Source organism: Eubacterium sp. AF16-48 (genome assembly GCF_003479405.1).
In the GTDB taxonomy this organism is placed as follows: Bacteria; Bacillota; Clostridia; order Lachnospirales; family Lachnospiraceae; genus Eubacterium_G; species Eubacterium_G segne.
Genome location: NZ_QUHB01000005.1, coordinates 29,335 through 49,944, shown reverse-complemented (window position 1 = coordinate 49,944; position 20,610 = coordinate 29,335). Strand labels below are relative to the sequence as shown.

At 40.8% G+C, this 20,610-nt stretch carries 17 protein-coding genes; 15 read left to right on the top strand and 2 right to left on the bottom strand.

From position 1 onward, the window contains the following. The first annotated feature begins 58 nt into the window (after nucleotides 1-58). The 15 genes from DWW68_RS07170 to DWW68_RS07100 all read left to right on the top strand — a co-directional run bounded on the left by DWW68_RS07170 (nucleotide 59) and on the right by DWW68_RS07100 (nucleotide 19,159). Entirely contained in the window at nucleotides 59-2,020 is a 1,962-nt protein-coding gene (locus tag DWW68_RS07170; protein WP_199641183.1) for an NlpC/P60 family protein, read from the top strand. Between the two features lie 50 nt (nucleotides 2,021-2,070). Beyond that, complete coding sequence (locus tag DWW68_RS07165; protein WP_117568848.1) at nucleotides 2,071-2,967, top strand: hypothetical protein; 897 nt, start codon at nucleotides 2,071-2,073, stop codon at nucleotides 2,965-2,967. Between the two features lie 27 nt (nucleotides 2,968-2,994). Beyond that, complete coding sequence (locus DWW68_RS07160; protein ID WP_015567852.1) at nucleotides 2,995-3,213, top strand: DpnD/PcfM family protein; 219 nt, start codon at nucleotides 2,995-2,997, stop codon at nucleotides 3,211-3,213. Continuing rightward, nucleotides 3,210-3,578 carry a hypothetical protein gene (locus DWW68_RS07155; RefSeq protein ID WP_106492169.1) on the top strand — a complete coding sequence of 123 codons (369 nt, stop codon included), beginning with the start codon at nucleotides 3,210-3,212 and terminating at the stop codon, nucleotides 3,576-3,578. The genes DWW68_RS07160 and DWW68_RS07155 overlap by 4 nt, the downstream gene beginning before the upstream one ends. Before the next feature lie 14 nt (nucleotides 3,579-3,592). After that, nucleotides 3,593-11,245, top strand: a complete 7,653-nt coding sequence (locus DWW68_RS13885) for a helicase-related protein (RefSeq protein ID WP_118589277.1) — start codon at nucleotides 3,593-3,595, stop codon at nucleotides 11,243-11,245. 13 nt (nucleotides 11,246-11,258) lie between these two features. Further along, nucleotides 11,259-11,876, top strand: coding sequence for a class D sortase (locus tag DWW68_RS07145; RefSeq protein WP_008395323.1), 618 nt, complete (start codon nucleotides 11,259-11,261; stop codon nucleotides 11,874-11,876). Further along, nucleotides 11,869-12,267, top strand: coding sequence for a hypothetical protein (locus tag DWW68_RS07140; RefSeq protein WP_117690985.1), 399 nt, complete (start codon nucleotides 11,869-11,871; stop codon nucleotides 12,265-12,267). The genes DWW68_RS07145 and DWW68_RS07140 overlap by 8 nt, the downstream gene beginning before the upstream one ends. A gap of 3 nt (nucleotides 12,268-12,270) precedes the next feature. Beyond that, complete coding sequence (locus tag DWW68_RS07135; protein WP_015516986.1) at nucleotides 12,271-12,960, top strand: SpoVG family protein; 690 nt, start codon at nucleotides 12,271-12,273, stop codon at nucleotides 12,958-12,960. Between the two features lie 60 nt (nucleotides 12,961-13,020). Further along, nucleotides 13,021-13,941 carry a DUF6674 family protein gene (locus tag DWW68_RS07130; RefSeq protein WP_117998360.1) on the top strand — a complete coding sequence of 307 codons (921 nt, stop codon included), beginning with the start codon at nucleotides 13,021-13,023 and terminating at the stop codon, nucleotides 13,939-13,941. 197 nt (nucleotides 13,942-14,138) lie between these two features. Next, entirely contained in the window at nucleotides 14,139-14,507 is a 369-nt protein-coding gene (locus tag DWW68_RS07125) for a hypothetical protein (RefSeq protein ID WP_117715645.1), read from the top strand. Nucleotides 14,508-14,626: 119 nt separating this feature from the next. Beyond that, nucleotides 14,627-15,301, top strand: a complete 675-nt coding sequence (locus DWW68_RS07120) for a response regulator transcription factor (RefSeq protein WP_118589278.1) — start codon at nucleotides 14,627-14,629, stop codon at nucleotides 15,299-15,301. Beyond that, the gene (locus DWW68_RS07115; protein WP_117998363.1) at nucleotides 15,289-16,470 is read left to right on the top strand and encodes a HAMP domain-containing sensor histidine kinase; all 1,182 of its coding nucleotides are present in this window, start codon (nucleotides 15,289-15,291) and stop codon (nucleotides 16,468-16,470) included. The genes DWW68_RS07120 and DWW68_RS07115 overlap by 13 nt, the downstream gene beginning before the upstream one ends. Nucleotides 16,471-16,554: 84 nt before the next feature. Continuing rightward, nucleotides 16,555-17,616 carry an ABC transporter permease subunit gene (locus DWW68_RS07110; RefSeq protein ID WP_117715642.1) on the top strand — a complete coding sequence of 354 codons (1,062 nt, stop codon included), beginning with the start codon at nucleotides 16,555-16,557 and terminating at the stop codon, nucleotides 17,614-17,616. After that, a complete protein-coding gene (locus tag DWW68_RS07105; protein WP_117715641.1) occupies nucleotides 17,617-18,276 on the top strand; it encodes a hypothetical protein in 660 nt (219 codons plus the stop codon). It abuts the gene before it with no gap. A gap of 4 nt (nucleotides 18,277-18,280) precedes the next feature. Continuing rightward, nucleotides 18,281-19,159 (top strand): ABC transporter ATP-binding protein, encoded by an 879-nt coding sequence (locus DWW68_RS07100; protein ID WP_117715640.1) that lies wholly within the window; start codon nucleotides 18,281-18,283, stop codon nucleotides 19,157-19,159. Nucleotides 19,160-19,371: 212 nt separating this feature from the next. Here DWW68_RS07100 and DWW68_RS07095 read toward each other — a convergent pair whose 3' ends face one another. After that, nucleotides 19,372-20,217 (bottom strand): MerR family transcriptional regulator, encoded by an 846-nt coding sequence (locus DWW68_RS07095; protein ID WP_117715639.1) that lies wholly within the window; start codon nucleotides 20,215-20,217, stop codon nucleotides 19,372-19,374. A gap of 150 nt (nucleotides 20,218-20,367) precedes the next feature. Beyond that, entirely contained in the window at nucleotides 20,368-20,568 is a 201-nt protein-coding gene (locus DWW68_RS07090; protein WP_004611564.1) for a helix-turn-helix transcriptional regulator, read from the bottom strand. Nucleotides 20,569-20,610: the final 42 nt, after the last annotated feature.

Genomic DNA, 20,610 nt, shown 5'->3' with positions numbered 1-20,610 from the left:
CTCAAAGCATAGCCATCCGGGAAGCTGGATGGCTGTTTTGCATTTTGAGTGAAAGAAGGTGAGAACATTGAAGATAAAGAAAGTGGATGACAAGCCAATAGTCATTCACACCAAGGAGAAAGCCAAGATTCATGCCCACGAGCCAAAGAAAGCCAAGATTAAAGGCAGCAACATATATACAGTAGAGAGAGGTCCGAAAGTGCATGATGCTAAAGCCAATGAAATGGATAAAAAAGCATCTGCAAAATTAATGCTTCAGAAAAGTGCTGGTGGAAAGAGTACCATTCATCAGTCGGAGGCTAAGGATAAAGGTCTTTCTAAGTTTAAGCGTAACATTAGAGAGTCAGGAGCTTCCATCAAGACCAAGAACACGAATCTTCACATTGCAGGAAGAACTGGAGCACTTGCAGCCGGGGCAGTAACGGAGCAGGTGGAAGGCGGGCATGAGGTATCGCAGGCAGCATATCTTGCATATGAAGCAAGCCAACCTGTTACCGGAACTGCTTCTAAGGGTGCTGCACTTTTCAGGAAAAAGGCGGCAGCCGAGGCAAAGAAGCGTATCAAGAAGGTAGAGGCAGGAAAGAAGCTGGCAAAAAAGACAGCAAAGAAAGCTGCCAAAGATACTGCTAAGGCGGTAGCTAAAGAGACAGCAAAAGAAACCGCCAAGACAACTGCCAAGGTTGCAACGAAAACTGCGACAAAGGCAGCTGCTACAGCGGCAGGAACAGCGGTTGCACCGGGAGTTGGTACTGCAATCGGCATGGCAGCCGGATATGCTGCAGGTGTGTCCATAGAGGTCAAGGATGAAAAAATGACCAACCGGAGCAGGAAGATAAAATTCTTTCTGGATAAGATGAAAGCACAGGAGAATCAGACAGACAGCGTGGCAAAGCTGGTAAAGGATCTGATTGTGCGAAAAGCGATTACCTGGGTAAAGGCAGCGGCACCGATTGTCGGACTGGTGCTTTTATTACTTGTTCTTGTAGTTGCCATGATTGCGGTTCCGGTTATTGCGGCGATAGCAATCCTTTACAATTCTCCATTTGCTTTATTTCTGCCACCACTTGAATCAGGAGATACCGTGCAGACAGTAACGAGTGCTTATGTGCAGGAATTTAACCGGGATGTGAATACGAAAGTGAATGAGCATACCGGATATGACCTTGGAGAGCTTGTATATGTGGACTATGAAGGTATGGAAGAAAACCCAAGCAATTACTATGACATCATGGCTGTCTATATGGTCAAGCATGGTGTCGGAGATACTGCAACAGTCATGAATGATACTTCAAAAGGCTGGCTGCAGGCAGTTGTAAATGATATGTGTTCATACACCACAAGCACAGGAACAAAAGATGTGGAAGAAACAGATGCAGACGGTAATGTAACTACTGTCACGAAGTCGGTTCTGTATGTGAATGTCACACTAAAATCGTACAGGGATATGATTTCGGTCTATGGATTTAATTCTGATCAGGTGGAAATGCTTGAGCAGATCATGAGTCCTGAGTTTATGGGACAGCTTGGATATGCCGGAAGCGGAAGTGGAGGTGGAGGCGGCAGTCCGGGAGTAAGCTCCATGACTGAGGATGAAATCAATGCCATCCTAAACGAAATTACAGACAGCAGGCAGAAAACAGTCTGCTCCTATGCACTACACAGAGTTGGTTTTCCTTATAGTCAGGATTTAAGAGACAGCGGTAACTATTATGACTGCAGTTCCTTAGCCTATTATTCATGGAAAGATGCAGGCGTGGATATTAGTTATGGCGGTGCAACCACAGCGGCAGCGGAGGCACAGGGACTTGATGAAGCCGGAAAGACTGTCTCCTTTGATGAGTTACAGCCGGGAGACCTTATCTTTTACAGTTTTACAAGCAATGGAAGATATAAGAACATCAGCCATGTGGCAGTATATGTCGGAAATGGCAAGGTGGTAGAGGCACTTAATGAAAGTCTTGGTGTGGTCTACAGGGATGTGGCAAGCACAGGAAAGATTGTTGTGATAGGAAGACCATAACAGGAAATTTGCAGAGAGGGCATAGTCCCTCTCTGAGACTGGAGGTAAGAATGGATTTAAAAGATATGATACTGGTAACAGAAAACGACAGGGGAACAGAGACAAATATGCTGATGACTCTGGATGATTATAAGAGTTTTATAGCAATTGATGATATGTCAGAGCTTGCAGAAAATTTGTTGCAGCTTGGAAGGACACTTGGTGAAGCAGATAACTTCACAGAGTATTACAGGGCAGCAAATGTAACTGTATCTGCGAGATTCTGTCTGGATGATATTCAGCTCGGACATTTTCTTCAGGGATTTTATAACGATTCCAAAGAATTCCGGTTTGATAAAGAAGCCAGTTCTTCTGAATGTGTTGCAAAGCTTAAGGAGATTGGAATGACCGATAAGGGCTGGGTGGATGATTTTAACCTGCATTATGAAATGGAGAACCGCTCATTTGAAAGGGGACAGACATTTCATAACTTCAATGACCATGATTACATGGTGCTTGAAGCATTATCACCAAGGAATCTTGTGGTGATGGATATGAAGTCAGGTTCCCTTACAATCGCCCTTGGTGCGACAGAGTATAAGCGTTATCCGAAGGATGAGAAGCCTACAAAGGACAATACCACAATCGGGGTATCGTGGGAGCATGGCATTTATCTAGGTTCCACACTTTCAACTACAAATTTCAAGGCATACAAGAGGGAGTATGGCACACCGGAAAAGATAGAGGATATCTATGATTACAGGGCAAAGCTAAAGCAGAAGTTCTATTTTTATCAGGATATGTCAAAGGATGATGATGTACCAAAGAAGCTGCAGAATGACTTCCTTCACCAGATGTATGAGGATTTTGGAACGATTGAAGAGGACTGTTTTTACGACAGGCTGGAAGATGGAAAGTACGATGAAGGCTTTAAGGAAAGACAGGTAAAGGAAGAAAAGAGCCGGTGATGAGATTTTTACAGGAGGCGATATCATATGGAACAGGAATTTGATGTTGAGATAAAAGAAGTGCTTTCACGAGTACAGAAAGTAAAGGCAGAGTCGCTTGACGATGCCATCAATAAGGCAATGGATATGTATTATGCAGAGCAGATAGTCCTTGGAGCAGAGGACATGAAGGGAGTTGATTTTGCACCTATCAGCGAAAGTCAGCTCCCTTCTTCATTAAAAGAAAACGGAGGAAGAGCAAGATGAAAAGTGATTCAACAACAGTAATTAAGAACATGGAGTTTTTAGTAAAGGAACTTCATAAGGAGTGGGACAGATCGGGTGCTTCTAAGGCATCCGTTATTATTTCCCTTGAGGAAGTAGATGGTATCAATGATAAGTTAAAAGAGATTATCTATCAGACACAGAAGTCAGTCGATGAGGATGAGCTGACCTTTAAACAGAGCATTGCAAAGTCCAAGGAGTGCTATGTGCTTCTTCGTGTGGTGCGTAAGATTGCAAAGGAAAAGGATAAATGCGAAAAACAGGCAATCGACAATGAATTTGCAATCGAGCTGGATAAGGATGAGTTAAAGCTCTTTAAGGGATTGTTTGCAGAGATGTTTAAGTAGAGGAGGACAAAGGTATGGGCGTTGATATGAAGGTCAAAGCGATATACGATTCTGAAATTGGTAACATCACCAGAACAGATAAGAACTGGAAAGATGTTTTAAAGGTTGCAGGTCAGTTGTACCGCTATGAATTTGACAATATCGTTATGGTAACAGCTCAGAGATCTCCGGAGAGAAGCACACTTATGGCAGATTATGATACCTGGAAAAAGGTGGGAAGATATGTAAAGCGTGGTGCGAAAGGCTGCGCTATCTTCCCGTCAAGGGCACTGAATCCACGCATGAGGTATATATTTGATATCAGTGATACCGGAGGGAAGAATGTTAAGCTGACATGGGACCTTGAGGGAGAAAATCTTAAAGATTATGTGGATTTTCTCGTATCAGAAGGTCAGATTGAGCAGTACGATAACAGCAACAGGGAGTCTCTAAAAAATATATTAAAACAGTTTACAGGAACAGATGTTTGGCTTATAATAAAAGAAGAGTTCGGAGACCGAATGACCGAGCTCATGCAGCTATCAGGTAGTGTGATAAAGGAAGAAAGTAAGAAACGCAATGGCTTACAGCAGGAAATGGACATGGAGCAGCTTGTATATGCAAGTGTCATGTATGCTGTAGGGACGAGATGCGGATTTGACTTATCTGTGCAAGAACAGGATTTCAGTCAGATCGTAAATATCAAAGACGAAGAGATCATTTACCGTCTTGGTTCCATTGTATGCGATGTCTCCTGTAGTGTTCTTAGAGAATTTAGTCGTAACCTAAAGGCAATCGAGAGCGAAAGGAGAATTGGATATGTTAGAAGAAATGACTTACAAGGAAGTGGACGGACTGCTTTATCCGCAGATAGAGATGCCGGACGAGACGGAGGATCTCACGAAGCTGGGCAAATACGGAAGGATGGCGATGAACTATCTCAAAGAGAACGAGCCGGCAAGATACAAGACGCTGATGAGATTCGGGAAGATGTACGAGAAGATGTCAGCGGTAGAGGAGGAAGCGAATCAGCTGTACGACCAGTTAGAGATGCAGTATCTGGCGAAGCACAAGCCACAGGATCCGTCATCGACAATGGAGATGTGGAAGATAAGAGAGCAGGCGAAGATGCAGGCAGAGGAAGTGGTACTGAATCAGATAGTGATGCGATTCCACTAGAATCAGATGATACAGAACTGAATAGGGAACTTGATGAAATCAATTCATTGGGTGTCAGTAAGGAAGCCGAATATACACAGGCTTCCTTTTTTTTCGACCAGAATGGGCAGGCAAGCATTGGCACCATTCATACTGAGGACGAAAACAATAATCAGTTTATGCGTCAGTTCGAGCAGGACAGAAAAGCTGCATTAGCAGGTAAATACAATTACCTGAATCCCAAAAAGTCTGCAACAGTACCAAGTGAGTATATCAAACAGGTGCTTATGAGAGGTACAGGTTTTATCGGTGGTAAGGGCAGGGTATGCAAGATTTTTGAAACAGAGATTGATGCAGGAACCAAAGCAAAGCGTATCAAAGCAGAGTATGGTCAGGGAGGTGCAGGCTGGCCGGTTGATGGACTGGGACTGCACGGATATGACACATTTCATGGGAATGGACTGCGTTTTCAGTGGCGAGATGAGGATGGAGAGGTTGAAGGATATGTTTCGTGGAAAGATATCGAAAAAGAGCTTGGTGTCCTTATTCTTACAGGGGAATACCAGTCTGAGACACCTCGTATTGATGAGCTTGCGATGGACGGACTCCGTGAGGATGATGAGGTCATTGATGCCGAATATCAGGAAGTGGAACCGGAAGAGGCAGAATCAGAGATTGATGATTATGCAATACCGGATGAGCCGGAGAGCTATGCTTCTAACAGAGATTATGTAAGTGCAAAAGGCATGACACCACAGGAAACTGCCAATGAAGACCGCATGGTAACACAGGCAGAATATGGTGCAGAGATAGAAGCTGAAACAACTGAAAAAGATCCATCAGAGCTTCAGTATATTACACCGATTGATTATGCCAAGCGTATTGCAGAGCTTGATGAAGACCTGCGTGATGCGGCGGAGATTCTTGTAACAGATTGCAGCTGCTACACTCCGTTTAGGGCATTCCTTATGGATGTGGTGCAGTCTGATTTTGCATTTATGCCCAATAAACTTGACCTTATCAGGGATATTGCATTAGGGACAGATAATGCAGAAAGAAAGGCATATTCCAACAATAAGTATGGTCTTGTGGAGTACTCAATCAGAAGCGGATATGTGAAGATCAGCTATAAGAACAGGAATGGTGTGCGTAAAGAAGGTGCTCTCGACTGGCGTGAGTTATATGAAATCTTATCTTATATGGTAAAACAGCCATTTTACTGCGGAGAAGACCAGAAGAAGTATTATCAGGAGACAAAGCAGAAGGCTGACAGGGATAAGATGAATCCGGTCTATAAGAGATTCTTTGATATCGAGGATAGTGTAAAAGCCAATCGTCTTGAAACCAGGGAAAGAGCAATAGCGAATGGCTGGGAAACCAAGATTGATGAGAATGGACATGTGGTTTCAGATGATGCAGTATCAGTATCTGTGGATGATATTCAGGCTGATACAGAATCACAGGAAACTGTAGATTTTACACCAAAGCAGGAACCAGTACAGCAAGTAGAAAGTCTTGAAAATGAGAAGAATGTTGCCGGGCAGACGAAACACAATTTCCACTATAACCTCTGGAAAATGGAAAAAGGCGGTCCCAAGACCAGATACCAGTGGAATATGGATGCAATCCGCACTTTAAAGCAGATTGAATCAGAGAACAGGCTTGCCACACCGGAGGAACAGAAAACTCTGTCGAAGTTTGTCGGATGGGGCGGACTGTCACAGGCATTTGATGAGAATAACGCAGGCTGGAGCAAAGAATATGCAGAGCTGAAAGACCTTTTATCTGATGAGGAATACAGTGCTGCAAGGGCAACAGTAAATAACGCCTTTTATACTTCACCGGAGATTGCCATGTGCATAAATTCGGCACTTGTCCAGTTTGGTTTCAGAGGCGGCAATGTATTAGAGCCATCTATGGGTATCGGTAACTTCTTTGGAAGTATGCCGGCACCAATGCAGAGAAGCAAGCTGTATGGGGTGGAGCTTGACAGCATTTCAGGAAGAATTGCAAAGCAGCTTTATCAGAATGCCAATATCAGTATCACAGGATTTGAGAATACCACATATCCGGATAACTTCTTTGATGTGGTTGTCGGAAATGTGCCATTTGGTGATTATAAGGTATTTGATCCAAAGTACAACAAGTATAACTTCCGTATCCACGATTATTTTCTGGCAAAAGCACTTGATCAGGTAAGACCGGGAGGCATGGTTTCAGTAATCACCACAAAGGGAACACTTGATAAGGCAAATCCTACTATCCGAAAGTATCTGGCTGAAAGAGCAGAGCTTGTGGGAGCAGTAAGACTTCCGAATACTGCATTTAAAGATAATGCAGGAACCGAAGTGACAGCAGATATCCTGTTTTTGCAGAAGAGGGAGAGAAAGATTGATATTGAACCTGACTGGGTACACCTTGGTGTAACTGAGAATGGCATTGCAGTCAACTCTTATTTTGCAGAGCATCCGGAGATGATGCTTGGATCTATGGAATATGACACAAGGATTTACGGACAGGACAGCAGATATACAGTCTGTGTGAATAATGATGAGAACTTCAATATGTACGAGGCTCTCAATAAGGCAATCGGAAATATCAAAGCCCAGATGACAGATTTTGAGAGAGTGGCAGATGAGGCGGAGCAGACAGAGGAAGTTATCCCAGCTGATCCGGATGTGAGAAACTACACTTACACATTTTTTGAAGGAAAACTCTATTACAGGGAAAATTCCGAGATGGTAAAAAAAGAAGTATCACAGACTGCCGAGGAGCGAATCCGAAGCCTTGATGAAATCAGACAGATAACAAGAGAGCTGATTGATATCCAGATGGATGGCTGCAGCGAGGAGGAGCTTTCTGATAAGCAGAGACTTCTTAATGTAAAATATGATGCCTTCGTAAAGCAGTATGGAGCCATTACTTCAAAAGCAAACAGAATAGCATTCAGGGATGACAGCGATTACCCACTTCTTTGCAGCCTTGAGGAAGTAAACGAAGATGGGGAGGTGAAAAAAGCGGATATGTTTTATAAGCAGACGATTAAGGCAAAGACTGTCATAGACAGAGTGGAGACTGCTGTGGAAGCATTAAATGTATCCGTCAATGAATTTGGATATGTAAATCTTGCCTATATGCTTTCTATCTATGAGCCGGATATTACAAATGCAAAGGAAGAACTTGCAGAAAAGTCTGGACAGACAGTGGATGAGATAACTCTAAGTGACGATGCTTTGGCAGAGCTTAGAAGGGCAGTTCTTGTGGAAGAACTGGATGGACTGATTTTCTTAAATCCCGACCGCTACAACGAGAACAATCCCGATATCGGCTGGGAGACAGCAGACGAGTATCTTTCCGGAAATGTGAGAGACAAGCTTCGTGTAGCAAAGGCTATGGCAGCGGATACAGACAATCCACAGGCAGAAAGATTTGCAGGCAATGTGGCAGCACTTGAAAAGGTGCAGCCGGAGTGGATTGAAGCCTCGGATATTGATGTAAAGATTGGCACGACATGGATTGAGCCGCTTGATTATGAGCAGTTTATCTATGAGCTTCTCAATACACCAAGAAGAGCAAGGGCAGTCAGAAGCCAGTTTTACAATACAGGCATTCAGGTACACTTAAATAAGATGAGCATGGAATGGTTCATCGAGAATAAGAGCATGGATAAGCATTCAGTGGCAGCTACTAAGACCTATGGTACAAGCCGCATGGATGCTTATTCTATTTTTGAGGATACGCTGAATCTTAAAACTGTAACAGTCAGGGACAGGATTGATGACGGAGATGGCAAATATCATTATGAAGTCAATAAGAATGAGACAATGCTTGCAAGGGAAAAACAGAACATGATCAAGGAAAAGTTCAAGGAATGGCTGTTTTCAGAGCCGGAACGCAGACAGAAATATGTGGAGTATTATAACGAGACATTCAATAATATCCGCCTGCGTGAGTATGACGGAAGCCACTTACAGTTTCCGGGAATGAATCCGGCGATTGAGCTAAAGCCTCATCAGAAGAATGCGGTGGCAAGAATCCTTCTCGGAGGAAACACACTGCTTGCACACTGTGTCGGTGCCGGAAAGTCCTTTGAGATGATGGCTGCCTGCATGGAGCAGAAGAGACTTGGACTTGCCAATAAGACAATCATGGTTGTTCCAAAGCCGCTTATCGGGCAGACTGCAAGTGAATTTTTAAGGCTTTATCCGTCAGCCAATATCCTGGTTGCTACGGAACGTGACTTTGAAAAGAGTCGCAGAAAGCAGTTTGTATCAAGGATTGCGACTGGAGATTATGACTGTATTATCATGTCGCATTCGCAGTTTGAGAAAATTCCTATCTCGGCAGAGAGAAAGGAGAGGATGCTTAATGAGCAGATTGAAGAAATCAGCTATGCGATTGATGAGATGAAGGAGCGTAACGGAGAACGATGGACCGTAAAGCAGATGGAGAGTCAGAAGAAAAAGCTGGAGGAACAGCTGAAATCTCTATCTGATGAGAGCAGGAAGGATGACCTTATTACCTTTGAGGAACTTGGTGTGGATTCAATTATGGTAGACGAAGCACATAATTTTAAGAACCTTGCGATTTTTTCCAAGATGAATAATGTGTCCGGTATCAGCAGCAGTGGAGCGAAAAAGTCAACGGATATGCAGCTTAAATGCCAGTATTTGTCTGAGATAAATGATGGCAGAGGCATTGTGTTTGCAACTGGTACACCGATATCCAATACCATGTGTGAGATGTATGTCATGCAGCTTTACTTGCAGAAAGCGGCACTTGAAGAGATGGGGATTTATCACTTTGATTCATGGGCAGCGAACTTTGGTGAAGTGACAACAGCACTGGAGCTTACTGTAGAGGGAAGTGGATTCCGTTTTAAGAGCAGATTCAATAAGTTTACGAATCTGCCGGAGCTTATGAATATCTTCCGTGAGGTAGCAGATGTGCAGACTGCCGATATGCTGGACCTTGATGTGCCGGCTCTCCGTGGCGGCAAGCCTATTATAGTGGAGTCAGAGCCTGACTGGTATGTAAAACAGGTCATGGAAGACTTTGTTGTGAGGGCAGAGCGTATCAGAGGTGGTGGAGTTGATCCAAGTGTGGACAACTTCCTAAAGATTACCCATGAGGCAAGACTTCTTGGAACAGATGCAAGGCTGATTGATAAGGACGCACCAAATAATCCAGATGGAAAGCTCAATAAGGTAGCGGAGAATGTCTGGAAAGAATATGAGAAAGGAAATGCCAACGGTCATATAGGTTGTCAGCTTATTTTTTCAGATATCGGCACACCGGGACCGGATAAGGACTTTACCATCTACGATTATCTGAAGGAAACACTTATCCAGTATGGTATTCCGGCAGATGAGATAGCATTTATCCATGATGCCAAAACGGATGCACAGAGGGATGCACTTTTTAAGGAAATGAGGACAGGTAAAAAGAAAGTTCTTATCGGTTCAACGGACAAGTGTGGAACAGGTGTCAATGTGCAGACACACCTTGTAGCAATGCATCATGTGGATTGTCCGTGGAAGCCAAGCTCCATTGAACAGAGGGAAGGACGAGGCATCAGGCAGGGCAACGAAAATGAAGAAGTAGCAATCTACAGATATGTCACTAAAGGAACCTTTGATGCATACAACTGGTCGCTCGTTGAAAATAAGCAGCGTTTCATCAGTCAGGTCATGACAAGCAAGGCAGTAAGCCGAAGCTGTGAGGACATCGACGAGGCAACACTTTCCTATGCAGAGATTAAGGCAGTCGCCACAGGCAATCCTCTTATTCGTGAGAAGATGGAGATTGACAATGATGTCCAGAGATTAAAGCTTTTGAAGGCTTCCTATGACAACCAGAGATATGGCTTGCAGGATAACTTTATGATTAAGTACCCAAAGCTGATTAAGACAGCAACTGAAAAGCTTGCCAATGTCCGTGAGGATGTAAAGGCAAGGGATAAAGAGCTGATTGATAATCCGGAATTTGCCATTACCATAGGCAAAGCAACCTATACTGAACGTGTGGATGGTGGAACGATGATGCTTGAAGCAATCAGCAAATGCAAGACCGGAGAGACAACTGCAATCGGTAAATTCCACGGATTTGAGCTGCTTGTGGAAAAGAACTTCCTTGGCATCAATTATATGGTGCTTCGTGGAAAGACTGAGTACAAGGCAGAGCTTTCCACAAGTCCGGTCGGCAGTATGGTAAAGCTGGAAAACCTGTTCAATGGACTCCATGAGAACATTGATTTCTTAGAAAAGAAGATTGAGCAGTACCAGAATGACCTTGAAGCATCAAAGGCAGAGTATGACAAGCCATTTGCATACAGCAAGGAACTGGAAGAAAAGCTGTCAAGGCAGTGTGAACTGAATGCCCAGCTTGACCTTGAGAACGCAAAGGCTGTGGATGCAGACCTGAGCGGACCGGAGGAAGAAAGAGAAGCAGATGACAGGATGAAATCTGCAGCAATTGTAGCAGAGGATAAAGGTGCTTATCCAGCCGACAGAGAGGGCAGAACACGATAGGAGAGTGAATAATATGAGCATAAGAAAAGTGGTCGCAGGACTACTGATTACAGCAGGGATTGCCATTATGGCAGTCCCTTTTTTCTGGCGGGCAACAGGAGAAAAACAGACAGAACAGCTCATAAGTGAATTTGAGCAGACATTGGAGGATGATTACGATGAAGAAACAGATGTGGAGGAAGAGCAAACCTCCATTAGTGAAGAGGATGAAGCCATTCTTAAAGAAGGCGGTGTTATCGGCATCATTGAGATACCGGGGTTAGATATCAGGTATCCGGTAATGGAAGGAACCACAAGTAAAGTGCTTAATGCAGGGATTGGTCATATAGAAGAGACTGCAGGAATCGGTGAGAGTGGCAACTGTGTATTGTGCGGTCACAATGGCAGCAGATATGGCACATTTTTTACACCACTAAGTCAGATATCCATAGGTGATGAAGTGATGATAACCGACAAAAAGGGACAGGAGCATATCTATGAGGTAACAGAGACAGAGGTAGTAAATCCGTATGATAACAGCATCAAGACACAGGGAGATGAAAAAGAATTAACTCTTTTTACCTGTTCCCAGAAAGGAACCATGCGTTTTGTGGTCAGGTGCATTTATAAGGAGGCGGTTATGGATGAATAAGAGATACCGGTTAGCTGAGATAGAAGAGGCAGTATCGGAAATGGAAGAGTTAATTGACATCGAGGATGATATTGCAGAGATTAATGATGACTTTCAGATAGTTGTAAGCGGCTGGTCTGTGTATGTCGAAAGTCTGAATCTGACACTCAGACAGGGGATAGCCTGTGTATGGGATGCAGAGGAAGGATTATTTATGCCTGATTTTGATGTGACTATCGTGTATGAGGGGAACATTGAAACACAGGAGTGGCTCTATTACGAGCAGGACGGAATGGTCGTTACACTTGGCAACTGGCTTAATGGCAGATTGTCTTGTGAACAGATAGAACAGCTTTGGTGTGAGCTTATCATACCGGAGCAAAACAAAGAACAAAAAGAAAGCGAGGAATAGCATATGAAGTATTCAATTAAAGTAAACGAAGTAAGAGCAAAAGAGGGCAGCAATATCAAAGGATTTGCAACAGTGGTATTCGGTGATTCATTTAAGATTACCAATATTGCAATCCTTGAGAATAAGGACAAGGGAGAACTTTTCGTATCAATGCCTAGATACCGCTCCAATGAGCGTGATGAAAGCAATGGCGTGATCTATAAGGATGTGTGCAATCCTATCACAGCAGAGTTTCGAGAGGAACTCTATACTAATATCCTTGATGCCTATGCAAGAATCAAAGAACCGGAGAAAGAGGAGACACAGAAGCAGGACAGAACACAGGAAATGCCTGAGTTTTCCGTAACTGTGACACCTTATGAGAGGGAAGGCAGTAACATCAAAGGACTTGCCCGCATTTACTTTGAAAACAGTTTCATTGTAAATAATATCAATATCGTGCAGGGAAAAGAGAAAATCTTTGTATCAATGCCTTCTTATAAGACAAAGCAGGTGGACGAGCAGGGCAAGCCAATCTATCAGGATGTCTGCTATCCGGTCACAAAGGATTTCAGGGAAAAACTCTATAATGAGATTATCTCGGAATATGAGAAAGCAAAGGATAAGAGCAACGAAAAGGCGAGGGAGAGTGCAGAGAAACATCATGGCAATCCCGATAAAGAAAAGGACAAAGAGGCAACACCCTTTCGATAATTAGTAATCAAGGTACAGGGGCGGCCAAGGCTGCCCCATTTACAGAATGGAGGAAACAGAATGGATATGGAAGCAGGAAAAACACTTACCAATGAGGAGGTTATAAGGGAACTTCTCGAATTATTAAAGAAAAATGCCATGAAAGAGCAGGCAAACGATGTATTTGAGATATGCAGCTATGTGGATGGACTGGAGAAAAAGATTGATTCCATGACGGAAGAACTTACCAATATGCAGAACCAGATCAAAGAAATGCAGGAAGATACACTTGTCAATAATGCTAAAAAAGCATTGTCAGAAGCACAGGAGCGACTAAATACCAGATGTGAGCAGATAAAGTCACAGGTGTATGCAGTGAAAGCACAGGTCGAATCTACAGCCAAAAGCATAGTTGCAGAAGCAAAAGCAAAAGGCAGAGCTGCACTTTATCGGGTATCGGAGTTCTTAGGAATTAAGAAAAAACTTCTTGATATCCGGGAAAATGTAAGAGGTGCAATCAAGACCACGGATAAGGATATAGCAAAGACAGCACTTCTTGCAAAAGGATTTCGTGAAGCAGGGCAGACAGCAGCCAATGCATTCCGTACTTTTGCTGACAAGCCGGAGGTGGATTACTCACAGAAAGAGCAGAAACATCCCATTACAAAGGCGGTGCTTGCACCTATGAAAGCGGTGAAAAAGATGCTTGTATCAATGGAGCTTCATCTGGATGCATCTATTGACAAGCTGGATAATCTGGCTATGAATGTGCAGATAGATAAGGAAAAGCATACGGAGAATGAGAAAAAGCAGGAACAGACAGAACCGGAGATGGCAGAAGCTAAGCGAGTGGAAGCAGAGATTGTATATTCACCAATGGTCGCTGAGCCACAGGAGTATCAGTATAATGCAGATGCATTTGAGGCAAGAGGTGTGGATGATGTGAAGCAGGAAGCGGCACACAATGATGTATCAAAGGTAAGAGAAGATAAAGCCAGATAGTTTAGAGGACGTGGGAGAGATTCTGCGTCCTTTTTTAGTGCGGATCAATTTGATAGATGTTATAATGTGAAAAGATAAATGCGAAACATGCGCTATACTAGCAAAAGTTATTAATTATATAAAGGTGGGAGAAATTTGGCAAAAAGTAAAAAGACAAAAATACATAAAAAGATAGATGGTCAGCTTTTACAGATGAAATGAATGCGGAGAAATTGGGATTCATAAAAGGAGAACTTTATGAATTAGAAAAAGACAATGTTCGGTATCGACTGCCAAACCAAAAACTCCCGTTCTTAAAGAAAGACTTTCATGTAAAAAACAGTTATGCCGATTTTATGATTGAAGATATAGAGATTAGTATTTCTATTTATGATGGCAAGGATTTTGCTATTGAATTTAATCATTTTAGAAGCATAAAAGGTTGCTTTGATAAAGATAGCAATATCGAGATCATGGAAAATACTTTGAACGAGAAAGAGAACATTTTATATACCGAAAATAATGAGATAATAGAGGATGTGTTGAAGCAGTTATTGGAAATTCATAATAATGTTTATCGGCGTTAGTAAAGTAAAATAATTGAAAAGTTGAGTTAAAAGTCCCGATTATGGGATACTAGATAGTGCATAATGAATCAAAGATAATCTTCAAAAGCATTTATACTTTAAGGAGTGACATAAATATAATGCAATATAAAATTTTAATGGTTGATGATGATAGAGAATTGCTAAAAATGCTGAATCAATACTTTACATTGAAGAATTATACAGTAATGATTGCAGAAAATGGCATAGAAGCAATGGAAAAGATAAGTGCAAACCCTGATATTATTCTATTGGATGTGAATATGCCGGGAATGGATGGGATTGAAGTATGCAGAAGAATCCGAGACAGGGTTTCCTGTCCGATTATCTTTTTGACTGCAAAGGTAGAAGAACAGGATCGGGTAATGGGATTACTGTCTGGCGGAGATGATTATGTTTTGAAACCATTTAGTTTGAAAGAACTCGATGCCAGAATTATTGCCCATTTGAAACGTGAGGAACGCTTACATAGGAAAACAGAACAACGGTTTTATGGGGATTTAGTAATTGACTATGCCAGCAAATGTGTACATATGAAAGAGAAAACTTTAGATCTTACGAAATTAGAGTATGACATTATAGAATTTTTGTCTATGAACCCTGAAATTGTGTTTGATAAAGAACGAATCTATGAAAAGATTGGAGGATATGATGCAGAAGGGGACAGCCGGGTGGTTACAGAGTTGATTCGCAGAATCCGCAAGAAAATGAAAATGTATTCGGAACACGAATATATTGAAACTGTATGGGGGATGGGATATAAATGGGCAAAATAAAAAATCTTTCGTTAAGGAAAACCATTGTTTTGTATATGATAATTAGTTTAATAATTAGTTTTTATCTTTCAGCACTAATTATGCGAATAGCAACCACAGTACAAAACAACATTTGGTGGAAGTATGTAGACCAGGAAGAATATTTTGAAATGGCTGAAGGGGATGGTAGAAGGTATTTGCCAGATGTTCCGAGACCACATTCTTATGAAATGAAAGAATTTGATTATCATGTATCGGAAATATGTGATTTTCTTCAGACATTTACAGTGCTTATCGTATCTGTTGCAGGGAGTATTATAGCGGTATTTCTTTTTTATAAGCATAAATTGAAGTGTCCTATTGAAGAATTAGAACTGGCTTCCCAGCAAGTTGGTCGAAATAATTTAGACTTCCATATCACTTATGAAAATGAAGATGAAATGGGCAGATTGTGCAGAGAGTTTGAACGAATGAGAGGACAACTTGCAGAAAATAATCAACAGTTATGGAAAATGCTTGAGGAAGAAAAGGCTTTGCGGGCTGCCATTGCGCATGATATACGTTCTCCGCTATCTGTGCTTGAGGGGTATCAGGAAATGCTTTCAGAATATCTCCCTAAAAAAGAGATAAATATGGAACAAGCCTTAGAAATGGTAAATGAAAGCAAAAAACAGATTGAACGTATGGATATATTTGTGGAAACAATGCGGAAGATGAGCAGTTTAGATGCAAGGGAGTTGGTGGCAGAAGAAATTACAAGCAAGCAGTTGGAAATAGACATACGGGCAGAGATGAATGTGTTTGAGAAAAAATTTGGAAAACTGTATGAATTAAAATGTTCGGAAACAGCAGAAAAATTTTCAGGAGATAAGGAAGTGATTTTAGAGGTTATAGAAAACCTTTTGTCAAATGCCTTTCGTTATGCCAAGACAAAAGTGGAAATGGAAGTGTTTCTTACCAGTTCTGAATTACAAATCAGAATAAAAGATGATGGAGTGGGATTTACAGTAGACAAGCAAAAGGCAACAGAACTTTTTTATCAGCAAAATGTGAAAGATAGTTTAAAACACTCAGGAATGGGTATGTATATCAGCAGATTGTATTGTGAAAAGCATGGCGGACAGTTGCTTATAGAAAACGAAAAACTGAGTGGAGCTGTAATAACAGCAGTATTTCATCGGATTGCATGAGCAGTCCGATTTTTTTTACGCTGTTGTCTTTTTGTTGTGATTTATATTTTATGATGTCTATAACGAAGGAAAGGAGGCAAACGTATGATTGCAATTATTAGGAGGGAGATAAAAAACTATTTTAAGCGACCATTATTTTGGATTGGTGTTTTGTTGGTCATTTATGGAGTTTTTAGCGATACAAGTCCTTATCTGCATACACGTTATCTTGCAGAAGGGGAGAAAATCGCCAATGATAAGCCAGCTATTTCTGATGAGGGTGAAGTGTATGAAGGGTATATACCGGCAGATCCGAAGAAACACCGGGAATTATGGCATGAACAGTTAAAACAAGCCCTGCTTGAAGATGGAGAAACCGATGCAGAGGTGCAAAAAGTTATCGGAAAAATAGAGAATATGGAATTAGAAGAAGCATATGATTATCTTAACGAAAAATATGAATGGTACGGAGCGAGGTATTTATATGAAGATACCTCTTACTTTAAGGGGACGGCAGAAGAAATCAATTCGTATTTAGATCAGAAAATGGAAAAGAAACCATTTTCATATTATTACGCAAGGAAATTTGCTGATTTTACAGGTCTGTATATGGGATTTTTTGCAACGATAATGTTTTCCGTTTTGTTTTTACAAGATACAAAAAGGCATACTTATGAATTACTCCATACAAAACCAATTAGTGCAGGAAAATATGTGCTTGGAAAAGTAAGCGCTGGATTTCTTACTTGTACATTTGTTTTAGCAGTTTTAAACCTACTGTTTTGGATATTATGTATTCTTTATACAAGAGATAGTGGATTTGAAATACATCTGTCAAATTTTATAATATCTACCATACTTTATATACTGCCAAATATGCTAATGATTGTGAGTATGTATGCTTTGATTGCACTTATATTTAAAAATCCACTTCCGGGAGTGCCACTTCTGATTCTTTATATGGTGTATTCCAATATGGGGGGAAGAAATGCGGAAGGAGTTTACGGATATGTGGGAAGACCTTTCGCAATTATGGTTCGATTTCCCGGACAGTTTTTTGATACGGCACCGCCGCCAATGGCACTTTTAAATCAGAGTTTTCTTATTTTAGCATCTGTAGCAATTATTTTGATTACGATGCAGATTTGGAAGAGGAGGCGGATGTGAATGAAGAAGGAAATGAAGATTATTTTGCCAGTTTATAAGATGGTTTATGCGTTCGCTTTTGTTGTAATTTTGAGTTTGATACGTGGAGTAGTATTTACAAATGAGATAGGGCTTTCCATAGAGGGACCATTTGCAATATTGATCGCTGTTTTTTGTGCAGATACTTATGTTCAGGAAATTACAAGCAACCGTTCCGAAGTTCAGAGGTTGTATCAGATAAAAAAGAGAATTTATTCTATTATACAGAGACTGATGATACAGGGAACTTTTTTGCTGCTGCTCGCTGTTCTTGGATATGGATTGTTTTTTGCGTTTCAGAAACCAGTTACACATCCAGTAACAGAAAGTGAAATACTTCAGTTTATTGCATATTTTGGGGCGATTGTAGTAACCATTTTCTTTTGGGGAATATTGGCTAATACATTGTCTATGCTTTTTCGCAATATGTGGATGGGAATTGGAAGTTGTCTTTTGATATGGGTAGCAACAAATTCATCAGGAGCGGACAAGTTTTTAGGTGCATGGAATGTATTTTCTTATTCTTTTAGAGATATAGAAAATGCTACTGATATTACATGGCTGTATGGAAAAGGCTTGTGTATTTGTATCGGACTGATTTTGTTACTGGCATTGCCGAAGATCGTAAGAAAGAGAGGGTAAATTTATGAGTATTCATATTGAGGATTTAACAGTAAGATTTAAGAATGGTGTCACAGCGATCGACCATGCAGATTTAGATATATCAAATGGGATATTTGGACTATTGGGAGAAAATGGAGCGGGAAAGACAACATTGATGAGGGTTTTAACTACTGTGCTGAAACCCACAAGCGGAATGGTTACATTAGACGGAATTTTGTATAGCGAAGGAAACTATGAAAAAATCCAAAGAAAGATAGGGTATCTGCCACAGGAAATTGAACTATATCCTAATTTGACGGTTCAGGAGTGTTTGGAATATATGGGAGATCTGGCAGGTGTCCCGAAAGCAGAATGTAGAAAGCGGATAGAATATTATTTGAAAAAGACCAGTCTCATAGAACATCGAAAGAAAAAAATGAAACAATTATCAGGCGGTATGAAAAGGCGGGTTGGATTGGTGCAGGCACTTTTGAATGAACCAGAATTTCTAATTGTAGATGAACCGACTACCGGATTAGATCCAGAAGAACGTATTCGTATCCGAAATTTATTAGTAGATTTTTCTGAGAACAGAACAGTTTTGTTTTCAACTCATGTGGTAGAAGATTTAGCTGCGACCTGTAACCAACTTGCAATTATGCACAAAGGCAGTTTTTTATATGCTGGGTCTATGAAGAATTTGACTGAAGAAGCACAGGGAAAAATATGGGTTTGCAAAGTACCAGATGAGGAAAAAGCGAGAGAAGTGGAACGTAAATATCGCATTACATCAAAACAATACGTTGAGGGAGGATTACAATTAAGAGTGATTTCTGAAATACAGCCAGAATTGGAGTGTATGTCAGTTCCGGCAACATTGGAGGATGCATATATTTATTTTACAAACAGATACAATAAGTAATGCATAGAAAAGAAAATTCTAATTGTCCCTTCTGAAAATTTAACTGAATAACCCATAGTATAAACCGCTGCTACATGGAAGAGCCAATAAACCATGCAACAGCGGTTCTTTTATTCGCCGGTATATGCAATTTCTATCTCATAGCCGCCGTTCTCATAGTAGGCGTGGGAAAAATAGTATCTTATTGTTATTTCTGAAATATAAAATTTGAATCATAAAACTTCTTTCCCTCTCAAATCCATTTTTACCAAACCAACTACTAACAATCCAATAAAAATTGCCGTGTCCACAAATAACAGTACAACAACACTTTTTACCACTCCGAAAGTAAAAAGTATGGAGAAGATTTCCACTGACAACACAATAAAACATATATAATTTGTCAAATACTCTGTTATAATTTCTCCATAATAATTGTTCATCTGCAATTTCGCATAGATAAAAGGTTTTAATAAATAACGGATTATGATACATATAACAGGACAAATAAAAATCCAGTTTTTATTAACTAGGGATGTTGCCACTCCTTTACTCCATTGTACTGGAATTTCTGTCGGCAACTTAGAATAAGACAAAGCCCCAATAATCAAGCATAGTGCGGTAATCATAGTCCAGGTAAGCATACTTCCCCATATATACAAAAAGCTGACTGAATCCAGTTTGAAAACAGTTCGATTATCTTTCCAATAGTCATGAAAATCTGTTACATACTGTTCTACCTGTAATTTTTCATAACTAATACTTCCTTCATCCAGCATTTTTTCGCACATGAGTTTCGCCTTATTCAAATCAGTAATCTGATTTTTTAATACTTCCTTTTGCTTCTCAAGCATTTCCTGCAATGTTACTTTTTCGGATATAATATTTCGTATATCTTCAATAGAAATTCCCAATGTACGTAGATATGCAATCTTCTTTATATTTTCCACATCATTTTTAGAATAATCTCTATAACCATTACTTTCATTTCTCGAAGGCTCAATAAGTTTTTCCTTTTCATAAAAACGGATATTAGAACGGGATAAACCTGTTCGCTCTTCTACGTCTTTTATAGTCATATTATGCCCTCCTTTCGAGCAACTCTATTTTACTTAATAATAAGCTATAAACAAGGTTTACAGTCAAGCATTTATCAAAAAAACTATAGTTGTTGATAAGGACATGAAAAGCTGTCCAAAATAGAAGGTGAACCGGATTGCTGCTCCGACTCAATCTTCCACATGGAATACATCTTCCACCAGCATATTAAAGTACTTTGATATCCGCAGCATAAATTCGGCAGATGGGGTGCTGTCCCCACGCTCTATCCTGCCGACAGTTTTGGTGCTGTATCCAATAGCAGCGGCAAGGTCATCCTGGTAAATGCCTCGCTGTTCACGTATTTCTCTTATATTATTGGTAACCGCCATAAAAATCCCTTCTTTCAGTTCTATAGATATTTTCTTATTGTC